25 protein-coding genes are annotated in these 25,904 nt (G+C 65.5%); 18 read left to right on the top strand and 7 right to left on the bottom strand.

The window, feature by feature from the left end; translation table 11 throughout:
- Positions 1-6: 6 nt before the first annotated feature.
- The 3 genes from alaS to AC07TU_RS11685 are packed head-to-tail and all read left to right on the top strand — an operon-like array spanning position 7 to position 4,862.
- Positions 7-2,664: an alanine--tRNA ligase gene (gene alaS, locus AC07TU_RS11695; protein WP_495188077.1), complete on the top strand. Its 2,658-nt coding sequence runs from the start codon at positions 7-9 to the stop codon at positions 2,662-2,664.
- Positions 2,639-3,016, top strand: a complete 378-nt coding sequence (locus AC07TU_RS11690) for a hypothetical protein (protein ID WP_495188076.1) — start codon at positions 2,639-2,641, stop codon at positions 3,014-3,016. Before alaS ends, AC07TU_RS11690 begins: the two co-directional genes overlap by 26 nt.
- 28 nt (positions 3,017-3,044) lie before the next feature.
- The gene (locus AC07TU_RS11685; RefSeq protein WP_495188075.1) at positions 3,045-4,862 is read left to right on the top strand and encodes a DUF885 domain-containing protein; all 1,818 of its coding nucleotides are present in this window, start codon (positions 3,045-3,047) and stop codon (positions 4,860-4,862) included.
- On the opposite strand, the gene AC07TU_RS11680 is transcribed toward AC07TU_RS11685, so the two are convergent.
- From AC07TU_RS11680 to AC07TU_RS11670, 3 genes are all read right to left on the bottom strand, one after another.
- Entirely contained in the window at positions 4,859-6,634 is a 1,776-nt protein-coding gene (locus AC07TU_RS11680; RefSeq protein WP_495188074.1) for a cation:proton antiporter domain-containing protein, read from the bottom strand. The genes AC07TU_RS11685 and AC07TU_RS11680 overlap by 4 nt on opposite strands.
- 78 nt (positions 6,635-6,712) lie before the next feature.
- Positions 6,713-8,137 (bottom strand): serine hydrolase, encoded by a 1,425-nt coding sequence (locus tag AC07TU_RS11675; protein ID WP_495188073.1) that lies wholly within the window; start codon positions 8,135-8,137, stop codon positions 6,713-6,715.
- Between the two features lie 159 nt (positions 8,138-8,296).
- The gene (locus AC07TU_RS11670) at positions 8,297-9,520 is read right to left on the bottom strand and encodes an NADP-dependent isocitrate dehydrogenase (RefSeq protein ID WP_495188072.1); all 1,224 of its coding nucleotides are present in this window, start codon (positions 9,518-9,520) and stop codon (positions 8,297-8,299) included.
- 285 nt (positions 9,521-9,805) lie between these two features.
- Here AC07TU_RS11670 and AC07TU_RS11665 point away from each other — a divergent pair, with 285 nt between their 5' ends.
- The gene (locus AC07TU_RS11665) at positions 9,806-10,537 is read left to right on the top strand and encodes a phosphatidylserine decarboxylase (RefSeq protein WP_495188071.1); all 732 of its coding nucleotides are present in this window, start codon (positions 9,806-9,808) and stop codon (positions 10,535-10,537) included.
- Between the two features lie 10 nt (positions 10,538-10,547).
- Entirely contained in the window at positions 10,548-11,297 is a 750-nt protein-coding gene (pssA, locus tag AC07TU_RS11660) for a CDP-diacylglycerol--serine O-phosphatidyltransferase (protein WP_495188070.1), read from the top strand.
- Positions 11,298-11,308: 11 nt separating this feature from the next.
- On the opposite strand, the gene AC07TU_RS11655 is transcribed toward pssA, so the two are convergent.
- The 3 genes from AC07TU_RS11655 to AC07TU_RS11645 form a co-directional block, all read right to left on the bottom strand.
- Positions 11,309-11,635: a hypothetical protein gene (locus tag AC07TU_RS11655; RefSeq protein ID WP_495188069.1), complete on the bottom strand. Its 327-nt coding sequence runs from the start codon at positions 11,633-11,635 to the stop codon at positions 11,309-11,311.
- Positions 11,636-11,687: 52 nt separating this feature from the next.
- Positions 11,688-11,906: a hypothetical protein gene (locus tag AC07TU_RS11650; protein WP_495188068.1), complete on the bottom strand. Its 219-nt coding sequence runs from the start codon at positions 11,904-11,906 to the stop codon at positions 11,688-11,690.
- A gap of 130 nt (positions 11,907-12,036) precedes the next feature.
- Positions 12,037-13,182 (bottom strand): acyltransferase family protein, encoded by a 1,146-nt coding sequence (locus AC07TU_RS11645; RefSeq protein ID WP_495188067.1) that lies wholly within the window; start codon positions 13,180-13,182, stop codon positions 12,037-12,039.
- 256 nt (positions 13,183-13,438) lie between these two features.
- Between AC07TU_RS11645 and rpsB the strand changes: the two genes are divergently transcribed.
- The 3 genes from rpsB to pyrH all read left to right on the top strand — a co-directional run bounded on the left by rpsB (position 13,439) and on the right by pyrH (position 16,181).
- On the top strand, positions 13,439-14,260 hold the full coding sequence (rpsB, locus tag AC07TU_RS11640) for a 30S ribosomal protein S2 (protein ID WP_495188066.1): 822 nt from the start codon (positions 13,439-13,441) through the stop codon (positions 14,258-14,260).
- 98 nt (positions 14,261-14,358) lie between these two features.
- Positions 14,359-15,285 (top strand): translation elongation factor Ts, encoded by a 927-nt coding sequence (tsf, locus tag AC07TU_RS11635; RefSeq protein ID WP_495188065.1) that lies wholly within the window; start codon positions 14,359-14,361, stop codon positions 15,283-15,285.
- Between the two features lie 146 nt (positions 15,286-15,431).
- A complete protein-coding gene (gene pyrH / locus AC07TU_RS11630; RefSeq protein ID WP_495188064.1) occupies positions 15,432-16,181 on the top strand; it encodes a UMP kinase in 750 nt (249 codons plus the stop codon).
- 59 nt (positions 16,182-16,240) lie between these two features.
- Here the strand turns inward: pyrH and AC07TU_RS11625 are convergent, their stop codons facing one another.
- Complete coding sequence (locus AC07TU_RS11625) at positions 16,241-16,492, bottom strand: hypothetical protein (RefSeq protein WP_495188063.1); 252 nt, start codon at positions 16,490-16,492, stop codon at positions 16,241-16,243.
- A 221-nt stretch (positions 16,493-16,713) separates the two neighbouring features.
- Between AC07TU_RS11625 and frr the strand changes: the two genes are divergently transcribed.
- From frr to AC07TU_RS11575, 10 genes are all read left to right on the top strand, one after another.
- Positions 16,714-17,271 (top strand): ribosome recycling factor, encoded by a 558-nt coding sequence (frr, locus tag AC07TU_RS11620; protein WP_495188062.1) that lies wholly within the window; start codon positions 16,714-16,716, stop codon positions 17,269-17,271.
- Positions 17,268-18,008 (top strand): isoprenyl transferase, encoded by a 741-nt coding sequence (locus AC07TU_RS11615; RefSeq protein WP_495188061.1) that lies wholly within the window; start codon positions 17,268-17,270, stop codon positions 18,006-18,008. The genes frr and AC07TU_RS11615 overlap by 4 nt, the downstream gene beginning before the upstream one ends.
- Positions 18,005-18,784 (top strand): phosphatidate cytidylyltransferase, encoded by a 780-nt coding sequence (locus AC07TU_RS11610; protein ID WP_495188060.1) that lies wholly within the window; start codon positions 18,005-18,007, stop codon positions 18,782-18,784. The genes AC07TU_RS11615 and AC07TU_RS11610 overlap by 4 nt, the downstream gene beginning before the upstream one ends.
- Positions 18,781-19,938, top strand: coding sequence for a 1-deoxy-D-xylulose-5-phosphate reductoisomerase (locus AC07TU_RS11605; RefSeq protein ID WP_495188059.1), 1,158 nt, complete (start codon positions 18,781-18,783; stop codon positions 19,936-19,938). The genes AC07TU_RS11610 and AC07TU_RS11605 overlap by 4 nt, the downstream gene beginning before the upstream one ends.
- Positions 19,935-21,068 carry an RIP metalloprotease RseP gene (gene rseP, locus AC07TU_RS11600; RefSeq protein ID WP_495188058.1) on the top strand — a complete coding sequence of 378 codons (1,134 nt, stop codon included), beginning with the start codon at positions 19,935-19,937 and terminating at the stop codon, positions 21,066-21,068. The genes AC07TU_RS11605 and rseP overlap by 4 nt, the downstream gene beginning before the upstream one ends.
- A 78-nt stretch (positions 21,069-21,146) precedes the next feature.
- Positions 21,147-23,918 carry an outer membrane protein assembly factor BamA gene (gene bamA, locus AC07TU_RS11595; RefSeq protein WP_495188057.1) on the top strand — a complete coding sequence of 924 codons (2,772 nt, stop codon included), beginning with the start codon at positions 21,147-21,149 and terminating at the stop codon, positions 23,916-23,918.
- Positions 23,918-24,568 (top strand): OmpH family outer membrane protein, encoded by a 651-nt coding sequence (locus AC07TU_RS11590; protein ID WP_495188056.1) that lies wholly within the window; start codon positions 23,918-23,920, stop codon positions 24,566-24,568. The genes bamA and AC07TU_RS11590 overlap by 1 nt, the downstream gene beginning before the upstream one ends.
- On the top strand, positions 24,565-25,047 hold the full coding sequence (gene fabZ / locus AC07TU_RS11585; RefSeq protein ID WP_495188055.1) for a 3-hydroxyacyl-ACP dehydratase FabZ: 483 nt from the start codon (positions 24,565-24,567) through the stop codon (positions 25,045-25,047). Before AC07TU_RS11590 ends, fabZ begins: the two co-directional genes overlap by 4 nt.
- Before the next feature lie 115 nt (positions 25,048-25,162).
- The gene (gene rpmE / locus AC07TU_RS11580; protein WP_495188054.1) at positions 25,163-25,393 is read left to right on the top strand and encodes a 50S ribosomal protein L31; all 231 of its coding nucleotides are present in this window, start codon (positions 25,163-25,165) and stop codon (positions 25,391-25,393) included.
- A 159-nt stretch (positions 25,394-25,552) separates the two neighbouring features.
- Complete coding sequence (locus AC07TU_RS11575) at positions 25,553-25,879, top strand: PilZ domain-containing protein (protein ID WP_495188053.1); 327 nt, start codon at positions 25,553-25,555, stop codon at positions 25,877-25,879.
- The last annotated feature ends 25 nt before the right edge of the window (positions 25,880-25,904 follow it).

The following is a 25,904-nucleotide window of genomic DNA, read 5'->3' as shown; positions in this document are numbered from 1 at the left end:
GGCGCGATGACTTCGACCAACGATATTCGCCGCAGCTTCCTCGACTATTTCGAAGGCCAGGGGCACGCGCGCGTGCCTTCGGCGCCGCTGGTGCCGCACAACGACCCGACGCTGATGTTCGTCAATGCGGGCATGGTACCCTTCAAGAACGTCTTCACGGGTCTGGAAACGCGCCCGTATTCGACTGCGGCGAGCAGCCAGAAGTGCGTCCGCGCGGGTGGCAAGCACAACGATCTCGACAATGTCGGTTATACCGCGCGCCACCACACCTTCTTCGAGATGCTCGGCAACTTCTCGTTCGGCGACTATTTCAAGGAACAGGCGATCACGCATGCGTGGACGCTACTCACCAAGGAATGGGGGCTGTCGCCGGACAAGCTGACCGCGACCGTCTATCACACCGACGATCAGGCGTTCGATCTGTGGAAGAAGATCGCGGGCCTGCCCGAAGAGCGGATCATCCGCATCGCCACCAAGGACAATTTCTGGGCGATGGGGTCGGATGGGCCGTGCGGGCCGTGCTCCGAAATCTTCTACGACCATGGCGACCATATCTGGGGCGGCCCTCCGGGTAGCCCGGAAGAGGATGGCGACCGCTTCGTCGAGATCTGGAACCTCGTCTTCATGCAGTATCTGCAGGAGAATGACGAGATCGTCAGCGAGCTGCCCAAGCCCAGCATCGACACCGGCATGGGGCTGGAACGCGTCGCGGCTGTGCTGCAGGGCGTCCACGACAATTACGACATCGACGTCTTCAAGGCACTGATCGCGGAGAGCGGGGCGCTGACCGGCGCCTCGACCACGGGTGAGCATCAGGCGAGCCATCGCGTGATCGCCGATCATCTGCGCTCGGCCGGTTTCCTGGTCGCCGACGGCGTGCTGCCCGCGAACGAAGGGCGCGGCTATGTGCTCCGCCGGATCATGCGCCGCGCGATGCGCCACGCCCATATCCTGGGCGCGAAAGAGCCGCTGATGTACCGGATGGTACCGTCGCTGGTGGCCGAGATGGGCGGCGCCTATCCCGAACTGGTCCGCGCACAGCCGCTGATCGAGGCGACGCTGCTGCAGGAGGAGACCCGTTTCCGCCAGACGCTGGCGAACGGGCTCAAGCTGCTCGACGAAGCGACGTCGGGGATGGGCGAGGGCGACACGCTGTCCGGAGAGACCGCGTTCAAGCTCTATGACACCTATGGCTTCCCCTATGATCTGACCGAGGATGCACTGCGTCCGCAGGGCATGGCGGTTGATCGTGACGGCTTCGACGCGGCGATGAAGCGGCAGAAGGATGCCGCGCGGGCCGCGTGGAAGGGTTCGGGGGCCAAGGCCAGCGACGATGTCTGGTTCGACATTGCGGAGGAACTCGGCGGTACCGAATTCACCGGCTACACCGCGACCGATGGCGAGGGCCAGGTGGTCGCGATCGTCAAGGACGGTGCGCGCGTCGACAAGGCCGGGCAGGGCGATGAGGTCTTCATCCTCACCAACCAGACGCCCTTCTATGGCGAGAGCGGCGGCCAGATGGGCGATGCCGGCGTCGTCAGCGGCGACAAGGTGAAGGCGTTGGTGAGCGACACCAGCAAGCCGCTGGGCCGCCTGCATGCGCATCATGCGACGATCGAGAGCGGCGAGCTGGCGGTCGGCGATACGGTGAGGCTGGCGATCGACGTCGCGCGCCGCGACGCGATCCGCGCCAACCACTCGGCAACGCACCTGCTGCATGCGGCGCTGCGCAACCGCCTCGGCGGACATGTGACACAGAAGGGCAGCCTGGTGGCGCCGGACCGGCTGCGTTTCGACTTCTCGCATCCCTCCGCGTTGACCGCGCAGGAGATTGCGGAGATCGAGGCCGAGGTGAACGCCGAGATTCGCGCGAACGAGGCGGTCAACACCCGGCTGATGACCCCCGACGATGCGGTCGCAGCGGGCGCGCTGGCGCTGTTCGGCGAGAAATATGGCGACGAGGTGCGTGTGCTCTCGATGGGCCGGGTCACCGACAAACGCTATTCGGTCGAGCTGTGCGGCGGCACCCATGTCCGCGCCACCGGCGATATCGCGATCTTCAAGATCGTGAGCGAAAGCGCGGTATCGAGCGGCGTGCGCCGGATCGAGGCGCTGACCGGCGAAGCCGCGCGACTGTGGCTGGCCGATCGCGACGCCAAGCTCCGTGAGGTCGCCGCGACGCTCAAGACCTCGCCCGACGAGGTGCCCGGGCGCATCGCGGCCTTGGTCGACGAGCGCCGCAAGCTCGAGAAGGAACTGGCGGAGGCCAGGAAGGCGCTGGCGCTCGGTGGCGGCGGTGCGGCGGCGCCCGCAGGACCGGAACAGATCGGCGGCGTCAACTTTGTCGGGCAGATCCTCGACGGACTCGATCCCAAGGCGTTGCGTGGCGCGGTGGATGAGGCGAAGGGCCGTATCGGTTCAGGTGTGGTAGCTTTTGTCGCGGTAAATGAAGGGCGTGCAGCGATTGCGGTCGGCGTCACCGATGACCTGACCGGAAGCCTGAGCGCCGTTGAGCTCGTCAAGCGTGGTGTTGCCGCGCTGGGCGGGCAGGGCGGCGGCGGGCGCCCGGACATGGCGCAGGGTGGCGGACCGGAGGGCGAAAACGGCCCGGCCGCGATCGAAGCCGTGAAGGGCGCGCTTGCCGAGGAGAAAGAAGCTGCCTGACCGTGTTTTCCTGACCGCCGCTGCCGCTGCGGTCCTGTTCGCAAGCCCCGGCGTTTCGGCGCAGGGCAAAGTACCACCCTATCCCGAGGCGCTTCGCTGCGCCGCGCTGACCAATGCCGCTGCCAAGATCGGCAAGGGCACGCCGCAGGAATCGGCGCTGTTCGACCATACGATCTTCTGGGGCATGGCGGCGTCCGATGCCGGGCGCGCCGCGGGCAAGACTGCCAAGATGGTCGAGGCCGAGGTTGCGCGCGACGGTGCTACAGCCGAAGCGCGGCTGCGGGCGCAAGATGGCGCGACCAATGCGGCGCTGGCGGCTTGCGTGCGCCAGGTGCCCGCGCTCAACAACTGACTTGATACAGGGGGATAACCAGATGCCGATGCGCCGCCGTTCGTTTGTTGGTTCGGCTGGCGCTGCGGCGCTGGTTGCCGCGTTGCCTGCCACCGCTCGCCAGGCGAAGCCTGCAGGTGGTACCGGGGACGTCAAGTTCCGCGCGCTGCTCGACGCGATCTTCAATGATCGGCTGGCGGAGAATCCGGAAGGCGCGACCTCGCTCGGCCTCGACACGGGCAAGAATGTGGCGCTGAAGTCGCAGCTTTCGGGGCGCTCACCTGCCGATGACGCGCGCAGCCTTGCCCGTTCGAAGCGCGAGTTGGCCGCGGTGCGGGGCTTTGCGTCCGAGACGCTGGGTGAGGATGCCCGGCTGGATCAGGACGTGGTCACCTATCAACTCGAGCGGAGCGTCGCCGGACGCGAGCAGTTCACCTATGGTGACAGTGGCGGGCGGTTCGTGCCATTCCGGCTGAGCCAGCTGAGCGGCGCCTATCGCGAGGTCCCCGATTTCCTCGATACCCAGCATCGCGTGAAGGATGCCGTTGATGCCGACGCCTATCTGGCGCGGCTTGGCGCGTTCGCAACGGTGATCGATCAGGAAACCGCACGCCAGCGGGCGGATGCGGCCCGCGGCGTGTTCGCGCCCGACTACATCCTCGACACGACGCTCAAGCAATTCGCATCGCTGCGTGACAAGCCGGCCGCGGAAAGCGGACTGGTGACCGGCTATGCAGCCAAGCTCAAGGCTGCGAACCTGCCGCCCGAGCGTGCAGCCGAGGCCGCGAAGATCGTCACGGAAAAGGTCTTCCCGGCGCTCGACCGCCAGCGCGCGCTCATCACCGAGCTGCGCGGCAAGGCGGTGCACGACGCGGGCGTGTGGCGGCTGCCTGACGGCGAGGCCTATTATGCCGCCGCTGCGGAAGCTGCGACCACGGTCCGGATGACCGGTGACGAGATCCACAAGCTCGGTCTTGAGCAGGTCGCCGAGATCAGCGCGCGGATCGACACGATCCTGAAGGCGCAGGGCATCAGCGAAGGTACGGTCGGCGCGCGGCTGGTGGCGCTCAACGAGCGGCCCGACCAGCTCTTCCCGAACACCGACGAGGGGCGTGCCGCGCTGCTCGCCGAGCTCAACAAGCAGATCCGCGCGATGGAACCGCGCCTGCCCGAGCAGTTCGCGACCCTGCCCAAGGCGCCGGTCGAGGTTCGCCGCGTGCCCCCGTCGATCCAGGCGGGTGCGCCGGGCGGTTATTATCAGGCGGCGACACTCGATGGCTCGCGCCCGGGCATCTACTATATCAACCTGCGCGACACGTTCGACCGGCCGAAATTCGGCCTCGCCACGCTGACGCATCACGAGGCGGTGCCCGGGCATCATCTGCAGGTGATGCTGGCGCTCGAATCGCCCGACATCCCGCTGATCCGCCGCCGCGGCGGTTTCAGCGGCTATAGCGAGGGCTGGGCGCTCTATACCGAACAGCTCGCCGACGAGATGGGCATGTTCGAGAACGATCCGCTGGGGCAGGTCGGCTATCTCCAGTCGCTGCTGTTCCGCGCGACCCGGCTGGTGGTCGATAGCGGGATGCACACCAAGCGCTGGAGCCGCGAGAAGGCCACGGATTATCTCATCGGCGTCACCGGTATCGCGCGCGGCCGCAGCCAGGGCGAAATCGACCGCTACACCGTCTGGCCAGGCCAGGCATGCAGCTACAAGATCGGCCACACCGTCTGGGTGCGCCTGCGCGACGAAGCCAAGGCCAAGGCGGGTGCCAGTTGGGATCCGCGCCAGTTCCACGAGGTGTTGCGCAAGGGTGCGATGCCGCTGGCGGTGCTGGAGCGCGTCGTCCGGTCGCGGATGGGCTAGGTCTCAGCCTCTTTTCGTACCCGGCGCAGGCGGGGTTCGCGTTCGAGCCCCGCAGTCTCCTTGATCGTCTTGCGCATTTCGTCGCGCTTCTCGTGGATCGAGGCGATCACGGGGCCAACCGCTACACCAAGATCGACCAGCACCGCTTCGGCGAGCTGAAGCGAGCTTTCGAGCGTTTCAGGGACCGCGTCGGTGGCACCAGCCTTGTAGAGTTCGGCCGCGTGCACGGTGTCGCGGGCGCGGGCAATGATCGGGAGGGTTGGCACCCAGCTGCGTACCCGGCGTGTGAGACGAACGGTTAGGACCGGGTCGTCCATCGTCAGGATCAGTGCATCCGCATGGCCGAGGTTGAGCCGGTCCACCAGTTCGCTGCGCGCGACATCGCCGAACATCACCGTATATCCATCACGCCGGGCAGCGGCGACGCCATCGATATCGGCATCTACCGCAATATAGGGTTTGCCGTGCGCCTTCAGCATGTCGGCAACGGTGCGGCCGACACGACCGAAGCCGATGATGACCGTGCCGCCCGGAACGATTTCTGGGTTTGACGCGACCTCCCCGTCCAGATCGCGTTCCTCCAGCTTGCGGGACGCGAAGCTCCCGGCCTTGGCGAGCAATGGTGTGACGGTCAGGCCGATCGCGGTGACCGTGGTCCAGAAAGCGGCTGTCGAAGGCAGGATCAATCCCGCCGTCGCTGCGACGCCGAGGACGATCAGCGTAGTCTCCGACGGGCTGGCCATCAGCACGCCCGCCTCCGCCGCGGTGCCGGTGCGTGCGCCCGAAAGCTTGAGGAGAACCATGGTGACCAGCACCTTGATCCCCATCACGCCCAGGATCGCGGCGAGCAACAGCGGCCAGTCGTGCATCACCATCCGTAAGTCGAGCCGCATGCCGACGGTGATCAGGAACACGCCGAGTGCCAGCCCCTTAAACGGCGCGGTGATCACCTCGACCTCGCTGTGATACTCGGTCTCGGCGATCAGCAGCCCTGCGAGCAGCGCACCGACGATCGGGGACAGGCCGACCGCGGTGGTCGCCATGCTGGCGACGATGACCACCAGCAGGCTGGCGGCGAGGAACAGTTCGGGAGACTTGGTCCGCGCTGCCTGGGCAAACAGGCGCGGGAGATAGAGACGGCCGCCAACGTAAAGGATCGCGACAACGATTGCGCCGCGGCCGAGCACGCCGGCGAGCTCGCCGATCCCGGCGTCCGCGGCTGCGGGTGCGAGCGCGCCGAGCAGGAAGATGATCGGCACCAGGGCCAGATCCTCGAACAACAGCATCGCAAAGGCCGAGCGGCCGACCGCACTGGTGGTGCCGGCGATGGGCAGGACGAGCGCGGTGGAAGAGAGGGCGAGCGCAAGCCCCAGGCCGAGCGCACCGGCCCAGTTCTGCCCGAGGAAATAGAGCCCTGCGCCGATCAGCAGCGCGGCACCGAGCAGTTCGGCAACGCCGACGCCGAACACCAGCGTCCGCATCGTCCATAGTCGCCGGAACGAAAGTTCGAGGCCGATCGAGAACAGCAGCAGGATGATGCCGAACTCGGCAAAGGGTTCGATCGAATGGGGATCGGTGATCGTGACATAGTAGAGCCACGGGAGCTGCGGGACGAGTTGCCCGAGACCTGCCGGGCCGACCAGCGCGCCGACCAGGATGAACCCGATCACCGGGCTGATCCTGAAGCGGGTGAAGGCGGGGATGACCAGTCCGGCGGCCCCCAGAATGACGAGGGTATCACTGAAGGTGTGGTTGGTCAGATCAAGCGCCATGCAGCACTCTTAACCGGGCACGGAATGATTTGTCATCGGTGGGACGGCCCGTTTTTTCAGGGCTGGGATGTTATCGATTCAACGCCGCTCCAGCGCCTTCAGCGCGCTGGCCAGCTTCTCGTTCGACGGGGTCAGCGCCAACGCGCGCCGATAGGCGGCGATCGCGGCGGGAATATTTCCCGTCAAGGAATGGACATAGCCGAGATTCTCGGCCGCATTTGCGCTGTCCGGGTAGAGTGAGGCGGCGAGGGCGAAAATCGCCAATGCCTGCTGCGGTCGGGCGGAGCGAAGCATTCGATACCCCCAATCGCTCAGCTGCCTTTCGGGAAAGGCAATGGTGGGGTCGGCACTGCGCAGCTCGGCAGCGATGGCCCCAAGCTGTTCGAACCCGCGTTTCTGCACTGCCGTGCGCAGCCGCATGACCGGAGGCAGCACGAAGCCGTGCACATAGTTGGCCGCGACCCGATCCAGGAGGAGCTCTGGCGAGGCGCCCTGCAAATTGGTGAGGATGATGACAGCCACATTGTCGTCAGGGTAGATAGCGAACGCCCCGCGATTGCCACCGGAAAGACCCGCCCAACGGTTCACCGTGCGATTGTCGGTCGCCCAGCCGAGCGCGCGCTGTGTTCTGGTGCCGTCAGCAAGAATCGCCGGCGTCCACATCACGGGTAGCGACGCACGATCGGTCAGCCGCCCTTCGAGCAACGCAACGATCCAGCGCGCTATGTCGCCGGCTGTGCCTTCCATCCCGGCAGCGGTGCGCATCATCGGCGAGAATTCGGTATCCGCCCGCGTCAATGTGCCGGGATTGTTGAGGGTGGGGCCATTGAAGCGATAGGATTTCGCTTTGCCCGGCGCCCAGTCGCGGATGTCGCCAAAGCCGGTGCGGCGCATTCGGGCCGGCACAAACTGGCCGGTGCGGAAGAAGGTCGTGAAGGGCTGCGCAGTCAGCCGGTCGATGATGCGGCCGAGCAGGACATAGTTGGTCTGATTGTAGCTGCTGCGCGTACCCGGCGCAGATGCGAGCGGCAGCGCGGTGACCGCGGCCCAGGCGGCTTCCTCTCCACCCGTGCCGATCAGCGCCCCGGAATCGGGATCGACGATGTCCGGAAGGCCGGAGCTGTGGGTCAGCAGCTGGCGTATCGTGACCGCGCGCCACGCAGCCGGAAGGTCGGGAAGGTAGCGGGAGACCGGCGCCGAAAGGTCGAGCTTTCCTGCCGCCACCAGTTGCATCGCGGCAACCCCGGTGAACGCCTTGGTCATGGAATTGAAGGGGAAGATCGTATCAGAGGTGACCGGTGTGCCGCTTTCGACATCCGCGACTCCCCACGCGCCTTCAAAGACGATGCGTCCATCGCGCACGACCGCGACCTGAAGGCCCGGAATACGGCTGTCTCGCATCTCATCGAGAAGGAGTTGGGTTGTCGCCCGGTTGGCGGCGGCCAGAGGAGGTTGCGGCGCAGCGGCGGCAATCGCCGGGGGAGATGCGACCGTCACCGCCATCGCGACGGCAAGGGCTGAGCCGGGCGGCAGCGCGAATGGCATGACCGGACCCTAGTGTAGACGCCACGGCCACGCAAATCGTCGCACACCCGAAACGAAACATCCCGGCGCGGGTGGCCCCGGCCGGGATGTCTGGAAATCAGCGAATGCTGTTTGCGATCAGTTCCAGCTTGCCATTTCGGTTTCGAGGTTCTCGCGGATCGCCTCGAAGAACTGCTCGGTGGTCATCCAGGGCTGTTCCGGGCCGATCAGCAGCGCGAGATCCTTGGTCATCTTGCCGCTCTCGACGGTCTCGATGCAGACGCGCTCCAGCGTCTCGGCGAACTTCACCACTTCGGGCGTGTCGTCGAACTTGCCGCGGAACTTGAGGCCGCCGGTCCAGGCGAAGATCGAGGCGATCGGGTTGGTCGAGGTCGCCTTGCCCTGCTGATGCTGGCGATAGTGGCGGGTGACGGTGCCGTGCGCCGCTTCCGCCTCGACGGTCTTGCCGTCCGGCGAGAGCAGGACCGAGGTCATCAGGCCCAGCGAGCCGAAGCCCTGTGCGACCTGATCCGACTGGACGTCGCCGTCATAGTTCTTGCAGGCCCAGACGAATTCGCCGCTCCACTTGAGTGCCGAGGCGACCATGTCGTCGATCAGGCGGTGCTCATAGACGATGCCGGCCTCGGCGAACTTCTCCTTGAAGCCCTCATTGTCGAACACTTCCTGGAACAGGTCCTTGAAGCGGCCGTCATAGGCCTTGAGGATGGTGTTCTTGGTCGACAGGTACACCGGCCATTTGAGGTTGAGGCCGTAGTTGAACGAGGCGCGGGCGAAGTCGCGGATCGAATCGTCGAGATTATACATCGCCATCGCGACGCCCGAGCTCGGGAAGTTGAACACTTCGCGGTCGATCACCTCGCCGTCGACGCCCTCGAACACCAGGCGAAGCTTGCCGGGGCCGGGGATCTTGACGTCGGTGGCGCGATACTGGTCACCGAAGGCATGACGGCCGACGACGATCGGCTTGGTCCAGCCCGGGATCAGGCGCGGCACGTTCGAGATCACGATCGGCTCGCGGAACACGACGCCGCCCAGGATGTTGCGGATCGTGCCATTGGGCGACTTCCACATTTCCTTGAGGTTGAATTCCTCGACGCGCGCCTCGTCCGGGGTGATCGTCGCGCACTTCACGCCGACGCCGAACTCCTTGATCGCGTTGGCCGCATCGACCGTGATCTGGTCGTTGGTCTCGTCGCGCTTTTCGACGCCGAGGTCGTAATATTTGAGGTCGATGTCGAGATAGGGCTTGATCAGGCGCTCACGGATCCATTCCCAGATGATCCGCGTCATCTCGTCGCCGTCGATCTCGACGACCGGATTCTTGACCTTGATCTTCGCCATGCTCGCTTTCCTGTTCGTGAGGGAGGTTTGGCGGTGCGTCTAGGAGGAAGGGGCGGGGGGATCAAGGGCGGCGGCAATAACTGTACGTCATCGTTCAGTTAGTTGACAATGCTGACGCGAACAGCATGTTTTCTCGCGGTGACAAGCGCGCATTCCATGGCGGAGCAGCCGGCGCGCATCCTCGCGGTGCGAGCACAGCAGGCGGAATCCAACATTGCAAGTCGCCCACAGACAATATGCGGCGGACGATTGTCAGGGGGCGGCGAACCCGGCTAAAGCCCGCCCATGCCTTCACTCGAAAAGCCGCCCACCGGCAACCCTCCGGTCAAATGGCGCTGGCCCGCCGTACACCCCGAAGGGCGCAAATACGTCCTGATTTCGGCCGCGGTCACGTTGCTGTTCCTGTTTGCCATCTGGGACGAACTGGGCTTCCTGCTGATCGGCGTGACGATCTGGGTCGCCGCCTTCTTCCGCGACCCGATCCGGGTGACGCCGCAGGCGGAGGGGCAGATCATCTCGCCCGCCGACGGGCTGGTCACGATGATCGAGCGCGTGCCGGTGCCGCGCGAAATCGCCGGGCCGGAGGGGCTGAACGAAGAGACGCGCGTGCGCGTTTCGATCTTCATGAGCGTGTTCGACGTCCACATCAACCGCACCCCCGTGGCCGGCACGATCCGTCAGGTCGTCTATATCGCGGGCAAGTTCCTCAACGCCGACCTCGACAAGGCAAGCGAGGAAAATGAGCGCCAGCATTTCGTGGTCGAGACCCGCGATGGCCTTCGCGTCGGCTTCACCCAGATCGCCGGCCTCGTTGCGCGGCGCATCGTTACCTTCGTCAAGCCCGGCGACATGGTCGCGGCCGGTCAGCGTATCGGCCTGATCCGCTTCGGCAGCCGCGTCGACGTGTTCCTGCCCGATGACTATGCCCCGCAGGTTGCGCTGGGCCAGCGTTGCGTCGCGGGCGAGACCGTGGTCGGACGCAAGGGCGCGATCGCCGCGGAGGGCGTGGCCCAATGAGCCGTAACCGATGAGCCTGAAGCCGCGGCCCCTGCGGCGCGGCATCCCGCTGCGCACCATCGCCCCCAACGCGATCACCGCGCTGGCGCTGTGCTCCGGTCTCACCGGGGTGCGCTTCGCGATCGCGCAGGATTGGGAGCGCGCGGTGATGATGATCATGCTCGCCGCCGCGCTCGACGGGATAGACGGCCAGATCGCGCGCATGGTGCGCGGCGAGAGCAAGTTCGGCGCGGAGCTGGACAGCCTGTCCGATGCAATCTCGTTCGGCGTGGCCCCGGCGCTGATCCTGTACCTCTGGGCGCTGATGCATGTGCCCAAGGTGGGGTGGATTGTCGCGTTGCTCTATGCGGTTTTCTGCGCACTGCGGCTGGCACGGTTCAACGCACAGATCGATACCGAGCAGCCGCGCAAGCTGGCCGGGTATCTGACCGGTATTCCGGCGCCGGCAGGTGCCGCGCTGGCGATGCTGCCGCTCTATGTGTGGCTGTGGAGCGGCGAGGAACTGGCGCGCTCACCCTGGATCGTCACGCCCTGGGTGGCGTTCGTCGGACTGCTGATGGTCTCCAGCCTTGCCACCTATTCGTGGAAGTCGCTGCGCTTGCGGCGCAATGTACGGTTCGAGGCGCTGGTGGTGCTGGCGATCCTGCTCGCCGCGCTGGTCACCGCACCATGGCAGACACTGACGGTGCTGTGTGTGGGGTATCTGGTGACGCTTCCGTTCAGCGTGCGGGCCTATCGGCGGAGCCGGCCCACGGCATAGCGACCGGCCGTTCAGGGGATGCCTGGGCCGCGGTCCGCATCGGTTTCGGGACGCACCTGAACTTGCCGAAATCCTGCCTTCCGCACGGCGCTGCGCGCCTTTGAGATGCAGCGCGCCGGCGTGTCCTCCGATGTCAGAATCTCGATGCCGGCCTGCTTGTCATAGTCGCGCAGTTCCTCGCGAAGCTGCCGCGCGTCGAGGCCTGCATCGGTCACGAAGAAGATGCACCCTCCTTCGTAGAAACTCGCCCAGGCAGTGTAGCTGCGGGAGAAATCAAACGCAGGCTGCTTTTCGCTCAGCTGCGGCGCAGCGGAAAACAGGAGTATGGCGAGGAGCATCGGCCGAGACCTTGCCGGGAAAGCCCCTGCCTCTCAATGAAATTCGCCGAAGTCAGGCCGCAGCGCGGAGCGGGCGGGCGTCCATCGCCATCGGCGCTGCCGGGCGCACCGTCCGGATGCGCGGCGCGGCTGCGGGAGCGAGAGCCGGGACGGTCTCACCGGTGATCAATGCGCGCATATAATCGAGACGCGGGGCAATGGTGATCCACATCGACCAGATCGAAGCCGCGATAGTGGTGGTGAAGAGCAGGGCGACGAGCAGTGCGGTCATGTGAACCTCCCGGGCGGCATGCTTGATGTCCGCCGTGTGAGCCCTTTATGTTCCGCTATCGTTCCGGCTGTCAATCTCTTTTTGTTCTCATGTTCCAGCCGCTGTTCGAGCGGCCGGAACATCCGTGCGATTACGCGGCCCGGGTGAGCAGGCGTTTGCCGAGCCAACGACGGACCGGGAGGTCGTAAAGCTTGAGGCTGATATAGGCGAGGGTGATGGAGGCGGCGGCGACCGCGACCCCGCCGAAGATCGCCGCGCCCGTCGACGGCTTATCCGTCACGATCCACGCCATGTAGATGTACACGAACGGATAATGGGTGATGTAGAGCGGATAGGAGAGATCGCCGAAGAAGCGCGCGATGCGCAGCGACACGCCGTCCATCTGCTGCTGTCCCGTCCCGATCGCGACGACCAGCGGGAAGATCACCAGCACGCAGAGCGCTTCGTAGAGGCCGTTCATCCAGAGGTTCGCGGTGCCGCCGAAGCGGGGCAGCGAGAGCGCGACGATCAGCAGCAGGCTGCTAGCCCAGAACGCACCCTTGACGCGGATCTTCATGCCGAGCCGCATCATCAGCACGCCGGCAAAGAAGGGGAAGAGCAGCCGGACGAAGCCGATATAGAGGCCTTCGCCGGTGAGCGTCCAACCGCCCACGAGATCACCGCGCTCACCGAACACCGCGAGATGGAACAGCGCCGCGCCGGCGATGGCGACGAGCAGGCCGAGCCAGCGGTTCGACAGCCTGTACAGGCCGACTGCGTAGAGGATGTTCGCGCAATATTCGAAGAAGAGCGACCAGGCCGGCCCGTTGAGCGGGAAGGTCTCGCCCCAGCCGCGCACGTCCATGGACGGCAGGACGGGGATCAGCGTGAAACCGATCACCATCAGCATCAGCACCTGCCAGAGCGAGGCGCCCGCCGCGAGCGGGTAGAAGGGGTCGATCTGGAACACGAACAACGCGGCGCCGACGATCGAGCCGAAGATCACCATCGGCTGAAGCCGGACGAGGCGGCGCTTGTAGAACTCCCACTGGGTCATCCCGCCCCAGCGGTCGTCATAGGCGTAGGCAACAACGAAGCCCGACAGCAGGAAGAAGAAATCCACCGCCAGATAGCCGTGGTTGATGATCATCTTGTGCAGGTCGCCGCCGGTATGCCCCTCGAACAGGTGCATCAGCAGGACCATCAGCGCAGCGACGCCGCGCAGGCCATCCAGAATGACATAGTGGTTCTTGGCCGGCGCAGTTACACTCGCCGGCGCCGCATCTGCACGCGCCAAGATTCCCCTCCCAAAGCTGACACGCCGACATGTTCGCGGCGTTTTCAATGGGACATATACAATACCATTGCATTGATAATGCAATACCAATTGTGGCGCAGGCGTTACGATCGGGGCATGGCATTGCAATCCGCCGCAGCCTCGGCTAAGGGCGCCGCCTCAACCCCACATGGGAAGCATCATATCCCGGTGCCGCGGGCCGCAAGGCTTGTCGGTCACTCGCTTCCCAGAGGATCAACCGGAAGGAGTTATCCCTATGGCGGCACCCGTCGTCTCCATGCAGCAGCTGCTCGAATCGGGCGCGCATTTCGGCCACCAGACCCACCGCTGGAACCCGAAGATGAAGCCCTACATCTTTGGCGAGCGCAACGGCGTCCACATCATCGACCTGTCGCAGACCGTGCCGCTCTTCGCGCGCGCTCTGGAATTCGTCAGCTCAACCGTCGCCGCCGGCGGCAAGGTGCTGTTCGTCGGCACCAAGCGCCAGGCGCAGGAAGCGATCGCCGAGGCAGCTCGCAAGTCGAACCAGCATTTCGTCAACCATCGCTGGCTGGGCGGCATGCTCACCAACTGGAAGACCATCTCGCAGTCGATCAAGCGCCTCAAGACGCTTGAAGAGCAGCTTTCGGGCGACACGCACGGCCTGACCAAGAAGGAAGTGCTGAACCTGACCCGCGAGAAGGACAAGCTCGAGCTGTCGCTCGGCGGCATCCGCGACCTGGGCGGCATTCCGGACATCATGTTCGTGATCGACGCCAACAAGGAAGAGCTGGCGATCAAGGAAGCCAACACGCTGGGTATCCCCGTCGTCGCGATCCTCGATTCGAACGTCTCGCCCGACGGCATCGCGTTCCCGGTTCCGGCGAATGACGACGCGTCGCGCGCGATCCGCCTGTACTGCGAAGCCATCGCCATCGCGGCGACCCGCGGCAACCAGCACGCGCAGGTCGTGAGCGGTGCGGACTTCGGCGCAGCCGAGAACCCGCCGGTCGAAGCCGCGCTGGCCGAGCCGGAAGCTCCGGCAGCCTCGACCGAGCCGGAAACGGCAGCCGAGGGCGAGCGCCAGATCGACGCCTGAGCCGTCATCGAAGCGTAATTCGGGCGGGGCAGGGCGGTTTTCGCAATGCTCCGCCCGCACCATATTCGAAGCAAACAGCTTAACCTGAGGAATTAGACATGGCCGAGATCACTGCAGCAGCCGTCAAGGAACTGCGCGAGAAGAGCGGCGCCGGCATGATGGACTGCAAGAAGGCGCTGACGGAAACCGGTGGCGACATCGAAGCCGCCGCCGACTGGCTGCGCGCCAAGGGTCTGGCGGCTGCCGCCAAGAAGTCGAGCCGCACCGCGGCCGAGGGCCTGGTCGGCGTTGCCGTCGCGGGCACCAAGGGCGTGGCCGTCGAAGTCAACTCGCAGACCGACTTCGTCGCCAAGAACGACATCTTCCAGGGCTTCGTCCGCGACGTGACCTCGGTCGCGCTCGAGCTGGGCGACGACCTTGATGTCATCAAGGCCGCGCCGCTGCCGACCGGCACCGTCGAGGAAGTGCTGACCGCCAACATCGCGACCATCGGCGAGAACCAGGTTCTGCGCCGCGCGAAGAAGGTCGAAGTGACCAACGGCGCAGTGATCCCGTATGTTCACAACGCGGCGGCCCCCGGCCTCGGCAAGATCGGCGTGCTCGTCGCGCTCGAAAGCGATGCCGGCGTCGACGTGCTCGAGCCGCTGGGCAAGCAGATCGCGATGCACATCGCGGCGGCCTTCCCGCTGGCGCTCGACGAGAGCGGTCTCGACCCCGAGGTGCTGGAGCGCGAGCGCGCCATCGCCAAGGAAAAGGCAGCCGAGAGCGGCAAGCCGGCCGACATCATCGAGAAGATGGTCGAAGGCGGCGTCAAGAAATTCGCCAAGGAGAATGCGCTGCTCAGCCAGCTGTTCGTGATGGACGGCAAGACCCCGATCTCGGACGTCATCGCCAAGGCTGGCAAGGACGCAGGTTCGACGATCGTGCTCAAGGACTATGTCCGCTTCCAGCTCGGTGAGGGCATCGAGAAGGAAGAGAGCGATTTCGCGGCGGAAGTCGCGGCGACGGCGGGCCTGAACCGCTAAGTCGTTTCGCAAGCAAAACGGGGCGCGGTGACTTCGGTTGCCGCGCCCTTTTTTGTGGGAACGCTCCGGGCTTCCCCGCTTGTCCCTGCCGCGAGCCTCATCTAGGGTCCGCGCGCTCCCCGAAAACCAACAGAATCAAGGGCCAGATGACCGCACCACGCTTCAAACGAATCCTGCTCAAGCTTTCGGGCGAAGTGCTGATGGGACAGGGCCAGTTCGGCATCGATCCCGCCACCTGTGAGCGTGTCGCGCGCGAGGTGAAAGCCGCGACCGAAGCCGGGTTCGAGATCTGCATGGTCGTCGGCGGCGGCAACATCTTCCGCGGACTCGCGGGCGCCGCGCAGGGCTTCGAGCGGGCGAGCGCCGACTATATGGGCATGCTCGCGACGGTGATGAACGCGCTGGCGATGCAGAACACGCTCGAGCGGCTCGGCGTCGATACCCGCGTCCAGTCGGCAATCCCGATGGCGAGCGTTTCCGAGCCCTATATCCGCCGCAAGGCGATGCGGCACATGGAGAAGGGGCGGGTGGTGATCTTCGCCGCCGGCACGGGCCTGCCGTTCTTCACGACCGACACCACCGCAGCGCTGCGTGCGGCCGAGATGAACTGCGACGCGCTGTTCAAGGGCACCAGCGTCGACGGCGTGTACAATGCCGACCCCAAGAAGGTGCCGACCGCGACGCGGTATGAGGAACTGAGCTTCGACCGGGTGCTGGTCGACAACCTCAAGGTCATGGACGCGACCGCGGTGGCGCTGTGCCGCGACAACGACATTCCGATCGTGGTGTTCAACATCCGTGACGAGGGCAATCTGGAAGCCGTGCTGCGCGGCGAAGGCACCTCGACGATCGTCCGCAATCCGCCCGCCGAAACTGAAGAGCCCGCGCGCGCTTGAGACGGATCAGGATGCCGTGGTCAACAGGGGCTGCGCGATCCTGGCCGGGATCGCGCGCGTCATTTCGACTTGGCGCGGGGGTGCTCTGCGGTCCTTTCGACGCCCTTTGTGCTGATGCTCTTGTCGTCGGGAGCGACCATGGCGGGCCGATTGGGTCCCTTCTGGATCGCCGGCTGGATCGTGGACTGTTCGGTGACCGCACGGTCCCTGGTCGTCATTTTCACGGTCATCTTGGCGGCTTCGTCGCTGGCGGCCTGCGATCCCAGCACCAATGTGGCAGCGACCGTTGCAATCGTGATGAGTTTTTCCATCTCCGGAACCTCCCCATTTCGCCAGCAGCCCGGTCAGGGCGTAGCGTATCGGCGATAGTTCGCTCCGCGACATGGATGACGCATGAACGCGATCCCCGAGATGCCGGAAGCAATTGCCGTCATTCGTCCCGTTACATAGGGAACGGAACCCGGTATGACGCCGCGTCCATGCGCCACGCGCGCGATCATTTGTTACGTACAGGATAAAGAGGAGCCCGATAATGGCCGCTTATGACAAAGCCGATCTCGAACGCCGGATGGCGGGTGCGGTCGAAGCCCTCAAGCACGACCTGCAGGGCCTGCGCACCGGCCGCGCGAGCACCACATTGCTCGATCCGGTGACGGTCGAGGTCTATGGCGCACACATGCCAATCACCCAGGTGGCGACGGTTGCCGCTCCCGAGCCGCGCCTGTTGTCGGTGACGGTGTGGGACAAGTCGAATGTCGGCCCGGTCGACAAGGCGATCCGTTCGGCCGGCCTTGGCCTCAATCCGATCGTCGATGGCCAGACGCTGCGCCTGCCCATTCCGGACCTGACCGAGGAGCGCCGAAAGGAACTGGCCAAGCTTGCCAGCAAATATGCGGAGAACGCCCGCATCGCCGCGCGCAACGTGCGCCGCGACGGCAATGACAGCCTGAAAGCCGACGAGAAGAAGGGCCTGTTCGGCGAGGACGAACGCAAACGGCACGAGACCGAGGTCCAGAAGCTGACCGACGCGACCATCGCCGATATCGACGCGGCAGCCGCGGCGAAGGAAAAGGAAATCCTGGGCAAGTGACCGCGGCTTCCGCGCCTCTTCCGGCGAGTCCGGAGGGCGGGCCTGTTCCCCGCCACGTCGCGATCATCATGGACGGCAACGGACGCTGGGCGAAGGCCCGGCGGCTGCCGCGTATCGCCGGGCACAAGCAGGGCGTCGATGCGGTACGCCGCGTCTCCAAGGCCGCGCGCGAGCTGGGCATCGAGGTGCTGACGCTCTACGCCTTCTCGTCCGAGAACTGGCGGCGGCCCGAGGATGAAGTCCGCGACCTGATGGGTCTGCTGCGCCACTTCCTTAAGAACGAGCTGCGTGACCTGGTGGCCGAGAATGTCCGGCTGCGCGTGATCGGTGATTATCATGCGCTGTCCGGCGATCTGGTCGCGATGATCGACGGCGCCATCGAGCGCACATCGGTCAATACCGGCGCGACGCTGGTGATCGCGCTCAACTACGGCGCACAGGCCGAGATCGTGGCGGCAGCCCGGCGGCTGGCTGCGGCCGCGAAAGCGGGTGAGCTCGACCCGGCGGCAATCGACGATACGATGTTCGGCGATGCGCTGACCACGCATGGCCTGCCTCCGCTCGACCTGCTGATCCGCACTTCGGGCGAGCAGCGCCTTTCCAACTTCCTGCTGTGGCAGGCGGCCTATGCCGAGCTGCTGTTCGTCGATACGCTGTGGCCCGATTTCGACGCCGCCGCGCTGGCCGACGCGATCGCACAGTTCGGCAAGCGGCAGCGGCGGTTCGGAGGATTGTGACGCAAGGCTCGCCACGGAAGAATGTCGACCTGCCGGTGCGCGCACTGGTGGGGCTGGTGCTGATCGCGGTTGCCGCGGCAGCCCTGTGGTCGGGCGGGTTCGCCTTCTGGCTGCTGGTGACGATCGCCGGCATCATCATGATGTACGAATGGGGCGGGCTGCACGACGCGAACGCGCAGCAGAAGAGGCTCGCCCAATATGCGCTGACCGTCCCGCTGGCGATCATGGCACCGGTCGCGGCAGGGCCGGGTTTCCTGGCGTTCGGGCTGGTGCTGGGCGCGATGTTCTTCATCGCGATCGTGACGCGCAACGGGAAGCTTGGGATCGGCGTGCTCTATATCGGTCTGCCGGTGCTGGCGCTGTTGACGCTGCGCGCCGCGGAGCAGGGGCTGCTGCTCGCCTTCTGGACGATGGCGCTGGTCTGGGCTTGCGATATCGGCGCCTATTTCGCCGGTCGTACCTTTGGCGGCCCGAAGCTGATGCCCGCGGTCAGCCCCAACAAGACCTGGGCCGGACTGATTGGCGGCGTGGCCGGAGCCTTGCTGTTTGCAGCGATCCTGACGCTCTGGGGACTGGACTGGCGGCTGGCCGCAGCGACCCCGCTGCTCGCGGTACTCGCGCAAATGGGCGATCTCTATGAAAGCTGGCTGAAAAGGCGCGCGGGCGTCAAGGATTCGGGCAATCTGCTGCCCGGCCATGGCGGCGTGCTCGACCGGCTCGACGGACTGGTGCCGGTGGCGCCCGTGGCCGCATTGCTGGTGCTGGCAGTTCGATGAGGAGCGTCACCATCCTTGGCGCGACCGGATCGGTCGGCACGTCGACGCTCGACCTGATCGAGCGCGATCCGGCAGGGTTCGAAGTGCTCGCGCTGACCGCGCATTCGGATGTCGGCGCGCTGGCCGCCGCGGCGATCCGCACCAATGCCCGATTGGCCGTGATCGCCGACGAAACCTGTCTGCCGGCGCTTCGCGATGCACTGCGCGGCACCAATGTGGGCGCTGCGGGCGGTCCAGCTGCCGTATGCGACGCGGCGCGGATGGGCGCCGACTGGACGATGGCGGCGATCGTCGGCACTGCAGGCCTCAAACCGGTGATGGCTGCAATCGAAGGCGGCAAGACGGTGGCGCTGGCGAACAAGGAGTCGCTGGTGTCCGCGGGCGATGTCGTGACGCGCGCGGTCGCTGAGCACGAGGCGATATTGCTCCCGGTCGATTCGGAGCATAATGCCATTTTCCAGTGCTTTGAGACCGATAATGCAGACAAGGTTTCAAAGATTATCCTGACCGCGAGCGGCGGTCCGTTCCGTGAGCGATCGCTGGAGGAGATGCATGGCATCACCCCGGAGCAGGCCGTTGCCCATCCCAACTGGTCGATGGGCGCCAAGATCAGCGTCGATTCGGCAACGCTGATGAACAAGGGACTCGAACTGATCGAGGCGTTCCATCTATTCCCGGTGGCGGCCGAACAGCTCGACGTCATCGTCCACCGCCAGTCGGTGATCCATTCGATGGTCGAATATGCCGATGGATCGGTGCTTGCGCAGCTCGGCTCGCCCGACATGCGTGTGCCGATCGCGCATGCATTGGCCTGGCCGCAGCGGATGGAGACCCCCTGTCAGAAGCTCGACCTGACGCGCATCGGCCGGCTCGATTTCGAGGCGCCCGACTATGACCGATTCCCGTGCCTGAAGCTGGCGCGGGAGGCGCTGGCGGCGGGCGGAGCGCGGCCTGCGGTGCTGAATGCGGCGAACGAAGTGGCGGTGGCCGCATTCCTGGCACGGCGTATCGGCTTTCTTGAAATTGCCGCAATCGTCTCGGATACGCTGGAGCGCTATGATCCGGCCGCACCGGAAACGCTCGATCAGGTCTTGATGATCGACGCGGAGGCGCGGAACATTGCGGGCGAGCGTGTGAAGGACTGCGTCATTTGACCGAGAATCCCGGTTTCTTCTTCTACATCCTTGCCTTCCTGCTGGTGATCGGGCCGCTCGTGTTCGTGCACGAGCTGGGACATTACTGGGCGGGCCGGCTGTTCGGGATCAAGGCGGATGCCTTCTCGATCGGCTTCGGGCGCGAGATTGCGGGCTTTACCGACAAGCGCGGGACACGATGGAAGTTCGGCTGGCTGCCGATGGGCGGCTACGTCAAATTCGCCGGCGATATGAACCCGGCCGGGCAACCCGATGCTGCGTGGCTGTCGCTTCCCGCGGCCGAGCGGGCGAAGACCTTTCAGGCGAAACCGGTGTGGCAACGCGCGATCGTGGTTGCGGCGGGACCGGTGACCAATTTCGTCATCGCGATCCTGATTCTCGCTGCCTTCGCAATGACCTTTGGCGAGAATCGCACGCCCAGCGTCGTCGGCCTTGTCGAGGCGCAGAGCGCGGCTGCGAATGCCGGCCTGCAGCCCGGCGATCGGATCGTCGCGGTCGAAGGGCGCGAAATGACGCGGTTCAACGACCTGCGCCGCTATTTCACCCTGCGTCCCGACGATACCGTCAGCCTGACCATCGAGCGCAATGGCGAGCGGCAGGAGTTGAGCGCCAAGGTCGGTGTGCGCGTCGAGCGGGACCGGTTCGGCAACGAGTACAGAATCGGGCGGATGGGGATCGGCCCGACGGCGCCGGTGCACGAGACGGTCGGCCTGATCGGGGCGCTGCCTGCCGGCGTCCGGATGACAGGCGAAGTGATCCAGACCACGCTCGACGGGCTGGGACAGATCATCACTGGCCGCCGCTCTGTGGAGGAGCTGGGCGGGCCGCTGCGAATCGCGCAGGTCTCGGGCGAGCGTTTCGTGCTCGGGCCGACCGAGTTCGTATTCCTGATCGCGCTCGTCTCGATTAATCTGGGATTCATCAACCTGTTGCCAGTCCCGGTGCTGGATGGCGGCCATCTTCTGTTCTATGCGATCGAAGCGGTGCGGCGGAAACCCGTCGGACCGGAGGTGATGGAGTGGGCGTTCCGCGGCGGGATGGTGGCGATCCTGGCGCTGATGCTTCTGGTGACATTCAACGATCTCGGCGCCTTTGGCGTGTGGAGAAATCTGGCCGGGTTGATCGGCTGACGCGGTTGGGGCAGGGCGGTTCGCCGCCGGCCCGCGCTTCGGCCAGAACAACTCTTCAAGTCCGACTGGGGTAGGATAGTGACTGCAATCAAGGTGACTAAAATCGGCGTGCGCGCCACCGCACTGCTCCTGACGGGCACTGTCCTGTCGGGCGTGGCGTTCGCGCAGCAGGCGCCCCAGCCGCCGGCTCCCGCTCAGCCCGCCCCGGCGGCGGCACAGCAGGCGCCGGCTACGCCGGTCGCGACTCCCGCACCGGCGCGGACGATTCGCTCGCTGCGCGTCGAGGGCACCCAGCGCCTCGAGCCGGAGACGGTGCTTTCCTACACCCGCCTCCGCGTGGGCCAGTCCTACACGACCGAGAGCCTCGACCAGGCGATCCGCGACCTGCTGGCGAGCGAGCTGCTGGCCGACGTGTCGATCGAGGGCGTCGAGAGCGGCGACATCGTCGTGCGGGTGCGCGAGAATCCGATCATCAACCGCGTGGTGCTGGAGGGCAACAAGCGGCTGAAGAACGAGAAGATCGTCAAGGAAATCAAGCTGGCGCCGCGCCAGATGTTCACCCGCACCGCGGTGCGTGCCGACGTCGCGCGCATCGTCGAGCTCTATCGCCGCCAGGGCCGTTTCGCCGCGACCGTCGAGCCCAAGATGGTGAGCCTCGACCAGAATCGCGTCGACGTGATCTTCGAGATCCAGGAAGGCGCCAAGTCGAAGGTTCGCCAGATCAACATCATCGGCAACGAGGTGTTCAACGACGGCAAGCTGCGCGGCGAGATGGCGACCAAGCAGGCGCGCCTCACCAGCATCTTCAGCTCGAATACCAGCTACGACCAGGATCGCCTGGCCTATGACCAGCAGAAGCTGCGCCAGTTCTACCTGACGCAGGGCTATGCCGATTTCCGTGTGGTCTCGGCGGTTGCCGAGCTGACGCCGGACAAGAAAGACTTCATCATCACCTACGTGGTCGAGGAAGGACCGCGCTACAAATTCGGCCCGGTGACCGTCGACAGCAACATCCGCGACTTCGACGACAAGGTGCTGGCCGGCAACCTCGCGATCAAGGAAGGCGACTGGTACAACGCCAAGATGGTCGAGGACACGGTCGACCAGCTCTCCGAGACGGCGGGCATGTTCGGCTACGCCTTCGCGAACGTCTCGCCCGAGTTCAAGCGCGACCGCGAGAAGTTGACGATGACGCTCAACTTCAACATCGCCGAAGCGCGCCGCACCTATGTCGAGCGGATCGACATCGTCGGCAACACGCAGACGCAGGACAAGGTCATCCGCCGCGAGATGCGTCTGGCCGAGGGCGACGCCTTCAACACCTTCCTGGTCAAGCGTTCACAGGATCGCATCAATTCGCTCGGCTATTTCGGCGAGAAGTTCGAGATCGAGCAGAAGGAAGGCTCAGCGCCGGACCGCGTGGTGCTGACCGCCAATGTCGAGGAGAAGTCGACCGGCGAACTGACGCTGTCGGCGGGCTTCTCGAGCCTTGAGCGGTTCATCTTCCAGGGATCGATCCGTCAGCGCAACTTCCGCGGCAAGGGCCAGGATCTGCGCCTGTCGGCAGACTATTCGAGCTATTCGAAGTCGGTCGAGGTCGGCTTCACCGAGCCTTATCTGTTCGACCAGAACATCGCGCTGGGCGGCACCATCTTCCGCCGCGACTACAACTCGTTCAACTATCTGGGCAGCGATCGCCGGACCACCTACGAGCAGGTCTCGACCGGCGGCCAGCTGGTGCTGGGCGTGCCGCTGACCGAATATTGGACTGCGTCAGCGCGATACTCGCTCACGCATGACTCGGTCGGTCTCGACCAGAACACCTTCTTCACCGACGGCAAGTGCGACCCGCTCAAGGCCGGACGCTATCTCTGCGAAGCGCTGGGCAAGCGCTGGACGTCGGCGGTCGGCCTGTCGCTGATCTATGACAGCCTGAACAGCCGCCTGCGTCCGACCGCGGGTCAGCGGCTGGTGGTGGGTGGCGACTTCGCCGGCCTTGGCGGCGACGTGAAGTATATCCGCGGCCGCTTCGATGCCGACAAATACTGGAATATCGGCGGCGGCTGGGTCTTCTCGGCCGGACTTGAGGGCGGGTATATCCACAGCCTCGAAAGCTCGGCGGCCGACGTTGATCCCGTCCGGATCACCGATCGCTTCTTCCTGGGCGAACCGCAGTTCCGCGGTTTCGACATCCGCGGCGTAGGCCCGCGCATCCAGCGCCTCAGCTACACCGGCACCGTCGCGGCCGGGAACCAGACGCTGGTCACGGACAGGGATCAGATCTTCGACGACGCGATCGGCGGCCGCGCTTACTATCTCGGCAAGCTCGAGCTCGAGATCCCGCTGGGCGCCGGCGCGCGCGAAATGGGCATCCGGCCGTCGATCTTCGTGATGGCGGGCGCAAACTGGGGCGTGCGTCAGCCGGGCAAGACGGCGGACTTCACGCAGGCGACGGACGGCAGCGGCAAGCTGCTCTACAACGCCGACGGATCACCGTCGCTGCTTCCGATCCTGACCCCGCAGTTCGATTCAGAGGGCCGGGCCCTCTATCAGGTGCCGCTGACCGATGCCGTGGCGCCGGGTCAGCTGACCACCTGTACCGTCGGTTATTCGAGCACCTCGGGCGGAGCCTGCTCCGGTACCTCGATCAACTCGCGCTACAACTTCCAGACCGATCCGTTCCTTGAGCGTTTCCTGGGCAACTCGCCCCGGCCGCGCATCTCGGTCGGCATCGGCGCCAACTGGAACTCGCCGTTTGGGCCGCTGCGGCTCGATCTCGCCTACGCCTTGACGAAGGTCGAGGGCGACGACGACAAACTCTTCAGCTTCAACGTAGGAACATCCTTCTGATGACCATGCTCAAATCACTTATGTTGGTGGCCGCTGCGGCGGCGCCGGTCGCGATCGCTACCGCGGTTCCGGCCCATGCCCAGGTCGCCGGCATCGCCGTCGCCGATCCCGAGGCGGCGATCCAGAACAGCAATGCGTGGAAGACCGCGCTGAGCCAGATTCAGACGACGCACAAGACCGCGCTCGATCAGGCGAATGCGCGCGCTCAGGCGACGCAGAACGAACTGCGTCCGCTCGTGCAGGCACTCCAGACCGCAAGCCGTGCGCCCAACGCCAACCAGCAGCAGCTGCAGCAGCAGGCCGCAACGATCCAGCAGAAGGAACAGGCAGCCCAGGCCGAGATCGGCCGGCTGACCCAGCCCGCGCAGCTCGCGCGCGCCTATGTCCTCGAGCAGATCAACCGCCAGCTCAACCCGGCGTCGCAGGCCGTGATCAGCCAGAACAAGCTTCAGCTGCTCCTGCGTCCTGAAGCACTGCTCTGGGCCGGTCAGGCCACCGACGTGACCGCCGCGATCACCACCGAGCTGAACCGGCTGGTGCCGAGCGTCGGCATCACCCCGCCGGCCGGCTGGCAGCCGGGCCAGCAGCAGCAGGGTGCTCAGCCCGCCGCGCAGCCGACCCCGACGCAGCCCGCGCCGCAGGGCCGATGAGCGACGACGCCGCAGTGACGGGGGCCTCCATCGGCCCGCTCGATATCGGGCGGGTCATGGCGGCACTCCCGCACCGTTACCCGATGCTGCTGGTCGACCGGGTCGAGAGCCTGATCCCCGACCAGCGCATCGTCGCGATCAAGGCGGTGACGATCAATGAGGAGTTCTTCCAGGGGCATTTCCCCGGAAGGCCGATCATGCCCGGCGTTCTTCAGGTCGAGGCACTGGCGCAGGCGGCGGGCGTGCTCGCGGTCGAAAGCCTTGGCCTCGCCGGTACCGGCAAGCTCGTCTATTTCATGTCGATCGACGGCGTGAAGTTCCGCAAGCCCGTCGAACCCGGCGTGCTGCTGCGGCTCGAGGTCGAGTTCGTCCAGAAGCGTTCGCGTGTCTGCAAGTTCGCGGGCAAGGCGTATCTGGGCGATGACCTCGCGACCGAGTGCGAGTTCACCGCGATGATCGCGGACCCGCCGAGCACCTGAATTACAGGCGGCACCAGCCCGCTCCCAACCATGATTGCAACATGGGCCCGGCTCTGCTAGGGGCCGCGCCTCTTGCTGCCGGTCGGAAACCGGCGGCCTATTCAAGGAATTGCCCGTGAAGAATGACACGCACCCCGACTATCACATGATCAAGGTGCAGATGACCGACGGCACCGTGTTCGAGACCCGCTCCACCTGGGGCAAGGAAGGCGACACGATGCAGCTCGACATCGATCCGCTGGCGCACCCGGCTTGGACCGGCGGCCGCGGCCAGATGCTCGATTCGGGCGGTCAGGTGGCGCGCTTCAACAAGCGCTTCGGCGGGCTCTCGCTCACCAAGAAGTAAGGTCTGCAGGTTGCAGGTCCAGCGCCGCTGGGCCGCGCCGGCACGCTTGCTATCCATGCGCCCCGGCGGAACTGTCCGCCGGGGCGCTTGCGATTTCGGCAAGCGCACACAACAATGCCGTTAACGCGGCATTAGCCATCCCGGCCGTAGGTTCGCCCCATGATCTCGATGGGCAAACCCAGCTTCACAGCAGAATTCGAACCCGCCATTCTGGGCCGTCGCCGCGCACCGCGCGCTCCGGTTTCACTGGATGCGAAGATCGGCCGCGGCGGGCTCGATCGCGCCCTGTGCAAGGTCGTGGACCTCTCGCTTCACGGCGCCAAGATCGAGACTTTCTCTGCGCTGCGCCGCGATTCGATGATCTGGCTGACGCTCCCGCATGTCGGTCACTGGGCCGCCCGTGTCGTCTGGGCCACCGATTTCGAGGCTGGCCTCGAATTCCAGATCGCACTCTCCGAAGACGAGTTCGACAAGCTCGCCGCCTGAGGCGCCGATATCGTGACATTCAGGT

The organism is Sphingomonas sp. GW821-FHT03E12, from assembly GCF_059420685.1.
The sequence above is the reverse complement of the archived record's forward strand: the minus strand, read 5'-3'. Positions and strand labels throughout refer to the sequence as shown.